Source organism: Leisingera daeponensis (assembly GCF_019801465.1).
GTDB lineage: Bacteria > Pseudomonadota > Alphaproteobacteria > Rhodobacterales > Rhodobacteraceae > Leisingera > Leisingera daeponensis_A.
Window position 1 is genome coordinate 168,655 of record NZ_JAHVJA010000007.1, and the last position, 10,607, is coordinate 179,261.

Below are 10,607 nucleotides of genomic sequence, written 5' to 3' on the forward strand. Positions count from 1 at the left end.
TACCAAGGCTGGCAAGCGTGACCTGGCGCCGCCTGCGCATATTGCGGATGCGGGAGCGCCTCTCAGTGGCCATCAGGGTTAACGGCCGCGGGTCCAGCGGGTACGCGAGGCAAACATCGGGGTTTTCACCGCCAGTGCCACCCCGGCGTAGGTCAGGAACCCCGCCGGATCGTTCAGCAGCAGGCGCAGCACGGTTCCCGTGCCCGGCTGCCCCTTGTCCTCGTTCCGCTCAAGCTCAGGATAGCGGGCAGTAATTTCGGCCACCCCGGCATTCTGCCGCCGCCTGACCCGGACTAGGTTCCGGAAGCCCTCCACCATCGGCCAGGTGTAGCCAGCCGGTACCTGAACCCGCTCCTCCGGGGCGAAATTGAGGCGGGCAAAAATGTCGTCGGCGATGATGTCCGGCCAATGCCTCCAACGCTGCCGCCCGGCGCGTGTCATGGCAAAGACGCCAAACCCCGGCACCCCGCTGGTAAAGAACGGCAGCCGCGTCCACAACCGCGCATAGGCGCGGGTCAGTGCACTCCGGGCCGGGGCTACCTGAGGGCGGCCGCTGGCATAGAGAGGGGTATCTTCCGCAAGAGTTTCCGCGATTTGCGGGATCAGCGCGGGCGAAACCAGCACATCCGCATCCAGATAGATCAGGATGTTCCCGCGCGCTGCTGCATCACCGGCATTGAGCGCTCCCAGCTTGCCGCCCTCCGGCAGTTCCATAACCTGCAGCTGCCAGCCATCCGGGCATGGGACGGCCCGCGCCAGCGCCGCCGTTGCATCGGAACAGCCATTGGCCAGTACCAGCACTTCCCCTGCCAGGCCAGCAGGCAGCGGATCGGAAGCAAACACGGCCTGCAGGCAGGATTCGATGTACTCCGCCTCGTCATGAGCGGGGATCAGCACCGACACGCGCGGGTTCATTTCACCATCTCCAGGGCGTCCCAGCGCGGGTTCTGATCGGTCAAGGTGCGCAAGGCGCCCCAGCTGCCCCATTTCCCGGGCGCTCCGACATCCGCATAAGCGGTGAACAGCCTTCCGCCTAGCGCCTGCCAGCCTGCCAGCAGCTCCTGATACAACGCCCCCATTTCGGGGGTATAGTTGAAATGGATGAAGAAGCCGGTCAGCGCTTCATCCTCCACCATCGGGCCGATGCCGACAACATGGCTGCCGCCTTCATACATAATCAGCTCCAGCCCGTGCTTCTGCGCGACCTTTGCGTGATAGGGCAGCACCCTTCCCAGAAGGTCGGTCAGCGTGTCAGCGGCATCGCCAGAGATCAGCCCGTCCCGCAGTTCCGCCCCGGCCTGGGCGCTGGCCGCATCGTACTGGTGCCGCGCCAGAAATTCTGATGCATCGGGGCCAGACAGGCCGCGCTCTGCCGCCACCGCCTGCGCCTGCTCTCGGCTGGCGGCGATCCAGGCGCGCAGCTGACCGGCGCGATCTCTCAGCCCCAGCACACCGCCGAAATAGCCGGTTACAGCGTAGGCGTCGAAGTAGGCAGCAGGCGCCCGGCGCTCCGGCTTCTCGGCCTTCCAAAGCGGAGCCTCAAGCACCTGCTCCTCCAACCCCAGCCAGCCGGTCTGCGAAGAAATGACCCGCACCAGCCGCTCGCTGCCATCGCCGAACACGTCGGTCCAGATTTGCGCGACTTCCGCCGCGCGGCCGCCGTAGAACTGCATCCATAGATTCTCGCTGCCCCAGCGGGCCTGTGCCTGCGCCTCGGCCCAGGCGGCCTGCCGGAACTGCCAATTCCAGACCTCGTTGGAATACTCGATATAAGCGCGCAGATCCTCATCCAGCCGGCTGTTTACCAGTTGCGCGAATTGCCGGACATAACTGTCATCCGCCATATGCGGCATGCTGAACCAGGGATCGGCACCGAGCCTGTTGGCGAGCGCCAGCATCACCTCCGCAGGCACGCCCTTTTGCGCCCAAGTGTAATCGGAGGGCAGCGGCCGGTCCTCCCACCCGGTTTGTTCCGAGTCGTTGGTGGCCATCCAGTCCATGAACCGCAAGGCGGCGAAACCGTCCAGGCGCTCCAGCCAAAGCGGGTTGAACAAACCGCCGCCGTTAAAGGCCGCCAGATGCTCTTCCTTGACGACGGTTATATTGCGAACGTAGTTGCCGCCGCGGCCCATCCTCTGAATGCGGATCTCCACCGGGCCGGGGCCGGGGGTGAAGTCAAACCGCACCTCGCCCTGGCCATAGCGGACATTTTCCGCCCGGCCCAGAACCTCGACAATGCCTTCCCCCTCGAACCGCAGCACGTAGCGGCCCGCCAGCGACACCGCCTCCTCTGGGAGGTCGGTGAGGATCACTGTGCCGATCGAGCTCAGCTCGGGCGGGATCGCAGTAGGCCAGCCTGCCGGGTCCAGGTAACCGGCTCCCAGCAAATCGTTGTGATCCGCGCCGCCCCAGCGCTTCGGCAGATGGCCGATCCAGGGCCGCGCGGTCTTGAAGTGATCCAGAAACGGCGCCTGGGTGCTCCAATCGGCAATGCCTGCCAGATTTATGGCGACAGGCTGGCGCATGGCCTTGCCCGGTAAGGCCGGAGCGTCGTCCAGCATCGCTGCATTCAGTACGGGCAGAGGCGGTTCCTGCGGTGGTGGCACGGGATCCTTGGGCAGCGCAGCCGTGCGCGCACTTTCCCCTTGTGCTGCAGCCCAGGCAATGTCCTGCAGGCGCGCGGCCAGTTCCGGCGAGGGCGCGGAATAGCGCTTGCCCCAGCGGTCCGTCAGCCGGTGCGGCAGGCCCTTCGGGACTTCTCCGGTCAGAACCGCAAACTGCAGCAGAGCCAGGAAGTAGAAGCCGGTGGAATTGGGGTGGATATCATCGGCAAAGACATCGCGGATGCTGCTCAGCCCCGGCATTGTGCCGGCTTGAATAGCATCATCCAGCCGCGCCATCGCCTGGCCTGCAGGCAGCAGCTTGACATTGCCGCCTGTAGCAGCACTGACTTCTGCCACGACTGCCTGCCAGCGCGGCAGATCCTGTTCCAGCCGCTGCCGCCAAGGCACATCCGCGCCGTCGTCAAAGGGCACCGCGGTGCCGGTGCCGCTGTCCAGACTGTGCCAGGTTTCCTGCAGGTAGAAGTCCACGTCAGGGTTTGAAGCCCGTGCGAGCTCATAAAACCGGGTGACGGCGCCTTCGGTATCGCTCCACTTCAGGTGATTGGCCAGCGGGATCGCCTCGGTCACGATCACCGCATCGGCGTGCCGCGTCAGCCTTTCACGTGAATCAACGCCTTCCGCACTGCCGCTGTGCTGCCAGTTATAGCTGAGCGGGGCGCCATTTATGATCTGCGCTTCGACTGTGGCCTCTGCCTGTGTGTCCAGAAGCTGATCCAGCATCTGCGGGTTGTCCTGGCCGAACAGCGAATGGCCGATCATCACGACAGAAGTGATCAGCGCCTCCACCTTCATGCCTGCGTCTCCCCTCCGCTGATGCCGGTTCGGGGACAGCTGCGCACGGCGTCCCAGACGATTTTCTGCACATTTGCGGCTGTTTCCGCACTGAACGATTGCGCTGGGGTGCCATCCGCACGGTGCAACTGATGCGGCAAGCCCACGGGAGCGCGCTGGTACAGAACCGCGTAATGGGTCAGGGCAACAATATAGGCACCCAGATCATTGAAATGGATCGTGTCCAACTCGCCGGCAGGCGCGCGCGCAAACAGCGATTCACGTGAAGCCAGTCCAGGAATATCTCCGGCTTCAGCCGCCCGGGCAACCGCTGCCATCACCTGCCCCCCGGGGATCAGGTAAACCGGGTGCCGGGGATTGCGGCGGCTGTCCGGTCCAAGCAGTTTGCCGATCCATAGCGCCTCCAGATCGCCATCTATCCGCGCCAGCCAGCCGCCGGGGTCATCCAGGCGGTGCCAGGTTTCATAAAGGTACAGGCGCGGCGGCGGTGCAGCCTCCCGGGCCAGATTCGCCCATTTCCCCAGATACTTGGACGCGTCGAAATACCTGACCGCGTCGCGCAGCTCGACCATTTCAGTCAGCACCACCGCACCGTATTCCCCCGAACCGATGGCCTCTTTTGCATCCCGGAAGGCCGGTGCGCGGTTGGTCGTTTCAAAATCGAGGATATCCTCCCCCGGCTCCCAATGCGCCCTCAGCGGTGTGCCGGACCCCAGCTGGCTGTTGTAGCCATGCCCTTCCGGCGCCAATTGCGCCAGCATGTGCGGCATGTCCGGCCCGACCAGCGAATGGCCCAGGTGGAAAACCTTCAGCGGCCCGCCCGGTGGGCTCAGCGGCGGCGGCACAGGAACAGACCGGCCGCGGGTCGCAAACACTATCAGACCCAGCGTTCCGGCGGCAGCGCTTAGGGCCAGAAAACCGCGCCGTCCCATCATCCGCGCCCCCGGATTTCCGCCGTGGTCATGATCAGCCCCGCGCCAACGGCAAAGCGCCCGCCAACCGCTTCGCCACGCAAAAACGGCGGCCGGTCCGCGGTGAAAAACGCCTGATAGGCACTCGCTGCCAGATCTAGTTCCAGCTCCATCCCGTCAAAGCCGTAGAACGCACGGCTCAGCGTGTACTGGGCTTTGTAGGCGGCCTCCTTGGCAGAAAAGATCACCTTGGCCATTTGCCCCGGATTGTCCTGTCGGCGCAGCCAGGCCTGCTCGCGTTCAGAGCAGATCGCGGGCAGCAGTTCGGCCTTCAGCGGGGTGTCTTCCTCCACGTCGACCCCCAAGGCCTGCACCTCCCCCTCCCGGGCGAGCACTGCCATGGCACAGCTTTTGGTGTGAGTGATCGAGCCGACGAGCCCCGCAGGCCAGACCGGCGCCCGATCGCTGCCGACCTGCACCGGGGCAGGCGAAACACCAAGCTGCCGCATCGCCTGATGCACGGCGTCGCGGCCCGCGGCAAACTCGTTGCGCCGCTTTTTCACCGCATTGGGCGACAGCCCTGCCGCTTCCTCCGCCAGCGGTTCTGCGGGCGTGCCCAGCGGGTCCGCACCTGCAAGCGCGACATTGGCGGCAAAAAGCGGCCGGACCAGGGCCAGCCGCTCGGTCAATCTGCTGTGTCTGTCTGTCATCCGGTCCGAGCCCTGCGGTTTGCCCGCATTGCCCGCCGTTTCGACATCATATCGTTCCGGTCAGGGGCTGCGGTTGCCTCGGGCTGTTGTTCCGCATTCGCCGGGGTGCCTGCAAGCCCCTCTATATGGGCCGCCAGTCCGGAAAGAGTCGGGAAGCGGAAGATATCGGTGATCGACAGGGCGGTTGTGCCGAGTTCCTCACGTAGTTCCCGGTGTGCCTGCACTGCCAGCAGTGAATGCCCGCCAAGGGCAAAGAAATTGTCCTGTGCGCCTATGCCGCTTACGCCCAGAATACGGCTCCAGACCGTCGCGATTCTGGACTGCGCGCCTGCGTCAGGCGGTACAGCCGGTGCAGCATTAGCCTGCGCGGGCTGCGGATCGGGCAGCGCCTTGCGGTCGATTTTCTTGTTCGGCGTCAGCGGGAAAGCTTCCAGCGTGATGATACGCGACGGCACCATCACCTCTGCGAGACGGGCTGCCAGCGCCTGTTTCAGCGCGTCCTCCTGCACCGGCCCAGAGGCGGTGATGTATCCAAACAGCTGCTCGCTGCCGGCCGCGCCGCGCGGCACCACAACCGCGCCGGTAACACCCGGCTGCGCCGCAAGTGCGGCCTCGATTTCGCCCAGTTCAATCCGCTGGCCGCGGATCTTCACCTGATGGTCGGTGCGGCCCAGGAACATCAGCGTGCCACCCGCCGTCCAGCGTACCAGATCACCGGTGCGGTAAAGACGACCCGCAGCGAACGGAGCGTTGACGAACCGTTCAGAGGTCAGTTCCTCCCGCTGCCAATACCCCTCGGTGACACCCGCGCCGCCGATGTACAGCTCGCCCGGTGTCCCGGCTGGAACAGGTATTTGTCTTTCGTCCAGCACGTAAACCTGCGTATTGGCAATCGGCGTCCCGATCCCCGATGTCCCCGCGGCGGCGGAGACTTTCTCCACCGTCGACCAGATCGTCGTCTCGGTCGGGCCGTACATGTTGTGGATTTCTGCCTGCGTCGCTTCCAGCAAAGCCTGCACCAGATTGCCGGGCAGCGCCTCGCCGCCCACCAGCAGATGCTGAAGATGGCCCAGACAAGTGCTCGCGTCCGCATCGGCGGCAATCATCCGCGCCATTGACGGGGTGCACTGCATGTGGCTGACTCCGTGGCGCACGATTTGAGCTGCCAGCGAGAAATCATCCTCCGCCATCTCTTGCGGCGCGTTCGAAAGCCGCAGCACGTCTGCCAAGGGTCTCAACCCTTCCAGCACCACGTCCGGCGCGATGCCGTAGTCGATCAGGCAGGCGATTTCATCCACCCCGATCCGTTTCAGCTGCTCCACCCGCTGGCAGGCATCCTGGATGGTGCCGAACAGCCCCGAGTCCTCGAAATAACGCTCGAAGGCAAAATCGAGGATCGCTTCGAGTTCCTCCTCCGAGAGCATCCCCAGGTCCATCTCGAACGGGTTCTTCACCCCTTCGGGTTTCTTGAACGCGGGGAAGGCCCAAGCGTATTGCTTGATCAGCCCGGCAGCGGAGCGCAGGTAGTCCTTCATCGGCTCGCGTGCCACCCGCCGGGCTTCCTCGCGGGTGTGTGCAAGATAGCTGTGCAGCATTAGGGTGACCTTGAAGTCCGCAGGGTCATGCCCGGCCTCGCGCAGGGCCGCGTGATAGATGCGGATCTTGCTCGCAATCTCGTCAATGCTCTGGCCCAGCAGGTGGGTCAGCACGTTTGCCCCAATCGCCCCGGCCTCGCGCCAGGTCTCCGGGTTGCCTGCGGTAGTGACCCAGACCGGCAGTTCCTTGGAGACCGGCCGCGGCTGGGTGATGACACTGTGTTCGCCGCCCTCCTTTCTGGGAAAGGCAACCTCCTCGCCGCGCCAGAGCTTGCGAACTGTTTCAATGCTTTCGAAGAGGGCAGGCTTGTTCGCTGGGGGCGTGTTCTCGGGCCGCAGAATAAAATCATCCGGTTGCCAGCCCGAAGCAAAGCCGATGCCTGCACGGCCCGCAGTCAAATTGTCGATCACGGCCCATTCCTCTGCAATCCGGGCCGGATGATGCAGCGGCGCGACGCATGATCCGCCGCGCACGCCGAGGTTCTGCGTCACCGCAGCGACGGCGGCGCCGGTGACCGACGGGTTCGGGTAAGGCCCGCCAAAGGCATGGAAATGCCGTTCCGGCGTCCAGACGGCGTTGAACCCGTGCTGGTCCGCAAACTTGGCGCCCTCCAGCAGCAGATGGTATTTCTGCGGCCCCGGCCCGTCGTCATTACCCCAGTAGAACAAGTTGAAGTCCATCTTCCGGCCGCTGAGGGCAACCGGCCCCTTGGACAGCTCCAGCCGGCTCTCGTCGCTCGTCAGCACCAGCTTGAAGCCGCGTGTGAGGGTCCAGAACAGTTCCAGCACCGAAATGTCGAAGCTGAGGCTGGTCACTGCCAGCCAGGCATCTCCCGCTTGATGCGGGATGCGCTGATCCATTCCGGCAAAGAAGTTCGAGACGTTGGCATGGGTGACCATTACCCCCTTGGGCAGGCCAGTGGAGCCGGAGGTGTAGATCAGATAGGCCAGATCGCTGCCGGTCGCGCCCCCCGCGAAATTCTCCCTCGTCCCCGCGGGGACTGTTTCGATGTCCAGCACTTGCGCGTCCGAAGCAGGCAGGCTGCCCGCCAGCGCCCCCTGCGTCACGATCACCTGGACCTGGCTGTCTGCGATATAATGCGCAATACGGTCGGCAGGGTAGGCGGGGTCCAATGGCACATAGGCGGCCCCGGCTTTCATCACCCCAAGCGCTGCGAACACCAGCTCCGGCCCGCGGCGGATGTGGATGCCCGCATGGCTCCCCGGTTTTACACCCAGTTCACGCAGGCGCCCGGCCACCGCATTGGCGCGGCCGTTGACTTCGGCGTAGGTGAAGCTCTGGTCTTCGAACACCAGCGCAGTGGCGTCCGGTGTCCTGGCCGCCTGCGCCTCAAACGCGGCGTGGATAGTCAGGTTTGCGGGGTAGTCCGCGGCAGTCTGATTCCAGTCTTCCAGCAGCAGCTTGCGCTCAGCTTCGGGCAGGACCGGCAGTTCTGCAACCGCACGGTTTGAGTCCTTGGCGATGGCGGACAGCACCAGTTCGAACCGAGCGGTCAGCAGGCTTGCAGCGTCGGGTGTCAGGGCAGCCGCGTCGCAGTGCAGTGCTAAGGCGTCAGCGGTAAATGCTACAGTGGCGGCGCAGCCTTCGATTGATGCTTCACGGCCGAGCATCAGGCCAATGCCAGGCTTCGCCTGAGCCGAAATCTCCGGATCGCGGGCTGCAAGGTCTTCGGCAAAGCCGCCGAATTTCCGCGCCTTGCCAATCTCTTGTGCGGTGCGTTCCACAAGGGCCCCAACGCTGTCCTGCCGTCGGACCTGCAAGGGGACCCAAGATGAGATCAGGCCGGGCAGGCCTTCCATTCCTTCCATGGAAAGCGCTACATCCACGGTTTCGCCGCCGTCGCTGAGCAGGGCAAAGGCAAGCGCGGCCGCAGCTACATGTTCTTCGCTGAGACCGGCGGGCATCTGAATTTCCCGGCGAATGGAGCCGCTTCCACCCGCATCCGAGGCCAGCGGCACCTGCACCGGCTGCATTGCTGCAAGCCGCTGGCGCCAATGGCTTTCGCCGCCTCTAACCGCTGCAAAGCGCGCGGTGATGGCTTCGGCTTCTGATGCGCTCAGGGAGGGAATCAGGTCTCCGGCTTTGACCAGTGTGGAAACGTCCAGCGGCTGGCCGCCAGGTGTTGTTAGGCGGGAGAGTGTGAGGGTGCCGTCCCCGGTGGCAATTTTCACGCTGCCCGTGGCAGTCTCCAGCACGGTGCCGGGAGCGCCGCTGCCGTCCGTTACCGCAGCAGACCCGGCCAGAACCACTGTTTCCCCGATCCGCATTTTGGCAGTACAGAGTGGGTTCCAGTATCCACCGGTATCCAGTGCCCGCACCAGCCGGGCCAAATCCGCCGCAGGGCGGGCAAAGTCAAGCATTCCACCTGCCGCCGGGCAGTCGGACTGCTTGAACAGGCGGCGCTGGCTCAGGTCCTGCTTCCGGCGGTTCAGGTCGCCGGTTTGCAGCTGGGTGACGACCTCGCCAAAGCTGTCCATCGCTGCGGCGTAGCATTTGGAGTTGAGACTGAAGGCGGTCTCATCCTCTGCCATATCGAAGATCCGCTGGGCGATGATATCGCCTTCGTCGATGCCGCCTTCGATCAGGTGCCAGGTGATGCCGTGCTGCGCCTCGCCGTTGATCAGCGCCCAGTTAGGCGCGTTGAGGCCCGCGTAGCGCGGCAGCGGACCGTCGTGGAAGTTCACAGCGCCTTTGGCGGCCAGGGCCAGGACCTCATCGGGGATCACTGTGAGGTTGGCAATCGACAGCAGCCAGTCGAACCCGCCGGAAAGGGCGGCGGGTTTATCCAGCAGCTCCAGTCCCTTGTCTACGGTCCAGGCACGGATGTCCGCGTCCTGCGAAACCACCGCCCGGATCAGGTGGCCGCGGGCCAGCAGCGCATCCGCACAGCCGATCAGAAGGGATTCATTGCCGATCAGGGCACAGGTGAATGCGGTCATTTCTGCTCCTTTGCAAGCGGAGAAGGGAGGCGCGTTTCATTTGGTGATGCGCGGCCCGGCGCAAGGAGCGCGCGCAGACTGTGACGACAAAGGTCACGCAGGAAATACGGCGGATCTGCCTGCGGCTTATTCTGGATCAGGCGGCGCAGGCCATAAAGAAGGCTGCCACACATGCGGGCCAGAGTGGCAGCAGCGGCGTAGGCGCGGCCGTGGGTCATGATGAAATAATGCAGGCGCGAGTCGAACCAGTACGCGGGAGTGCGTTGCCATCCCTTCATGCCGGTGGAGGCGGAGCCGATATGTTCCACTTCGCTGGCGGGCACGTAATGGGTGCGCCAGCCCGCCCGGGCGGCGCGGCGGCACAGGTCGGTTTCCTCAAAATAGAGAAAGAAGGTTTCGTCAAACCCGCCCACGGCCTCGACCGCCTCGCGGCGGATCATCAGGCTGGCACCGGCGGTCCAGTCGACCTGCACCTCTGCCTGCGGCATTTCCATGGCGACCACCCAGGGTTTCAGCAGGCGGGTGAAAAGGCCGGTGCGGACGCTGGCCTCGAACTCCCCCGCGATGGAAGGGAAGCGGAAGGCGGTACGATGCGGCGCGCCATCGGTGCCGCGCACAAACGACCCGGCCAGCCCGGCACCCGGACGCTCCAGCAGAAAATCCCTCAGCGTACGGATGGTGCTGCCCTGAACAAAGGCGTCGGAGTTCAAGAGAAAGTAGAACGCCGGTGTGCTGCCGTCCGCGAGGCCGGTTTTGAAACCGATGTTCATGCCCGCACCAAAGCCGCCGTTCACGGGTGATGCGATTACCCGGACCTTGTTGCCATCGAGCCAGCCGCGGGCCTCGGCCGCCCTGCGTATCTGCGTGTAAGAGCTGTCACCGGAACCATTGTCGATGATCAGCAGCTCTCCCGGCAGGTCGTCCAGCTCGCGCAGCGCGGCTTCGGCGGATTGCAGGGTCATCTCCGGGGTGCGGTAATTCAACAGGATGATGAGGACGCGCTGCTGGGCCATA

At 64.5% G+C, this 10,607-nt stretch carries 6 protein-coding genes; all 6 read right to left on the reverse strand.

Annotation, left to right across the window (positions count from 1 at the left end):
- Nucleotides 1-78: 78 nt before the first annotated feature.
- The 6 genes from KUV26_RS15740 to KUV26_RS15765 are packed head-to-tail and all read right to left on the reverse strand — an operon-like array spanning nt 79 to nt 10,606.
- The gene (locus KUV26_RS15740; RefSeq protein ID WP_222509021.1) at nt 79-915 is read right to left on the reverse strand and encodes a glycosyltransferase family 2 protein; all 837 of its coding nucleotides are present in this window, start codon (nt 913-915) and stop codon (nt 79-81) included.
- Complete coding sequence (locus KUV26_RS15745; RefSeq protein ID WP_222509022.1) at nt 912-3,416, reverse strand: hypothetical protein; 2,505 nt, start codon at nt 3,414-3,416, stop codon at nt 912-914. The genes KUV26_RS15740 and KUV26_RS15745 overlap by 4 nt, the downstream gene beginning before the upstream one ends.
- Nucleotides 3,413-4,351, reverse strand: coding sequence for a hypothetical protein (locus tag KUV26_RS15750; RefSeq protein WP_222509023.1), 939 nt, complete (start codon nt 4,349-4,351; stop codon nt 3,413-3,415). Before KUV26_RS15750 ends, KUV26_RS15745 begins: the two co-directional genes overlap by 4 nt.
- Nucleotides 4,348-5,037, reverse strand: coding sequence for a 4'-phosphopantetheinyl transferase (locus tag KUV26_RS15755; protein WP_222509024.1), 690 nt, complete (start codon nt 5,035-5,037; stop codon nt 4,348-4,350). Before KUV26_RS15755 ends, KUV26_RS15750 begins: the two co-directional genes overlap by 4 nt.
- Entirely contained in the window at nt 5,034-9,593 is a 4,560-nt protein-coding gene (locus KUV26_RS15760; protein WP_222509025.1) for a MupA/Atu3671 family FMN-dependent luciferase-like monooxygenase, read from the reverse strand. Before KUV26_RS15760 ends, KUV26_RS15755 begins: the two co-directional genes overlap by 4 nt.
- Nucleotides 9,590-10,606: a glycosyltransferase family 2 protein gene (locus KUV26_RS15765; protein ID WP_222509026.1), complete on the reverse strand. Its 1,017-nt coding sequence runs from the start codon at nt 10,604-10,606 to the stop codon at nt 9,590-9,592. The genes KUV26_RS15760 and KUV26_RS15765 overlap by 4 nt, the downstream gene beginning before the upstream one ends.
- Nucleotide 10,607 lies beyond the last annotated feature (1 nt).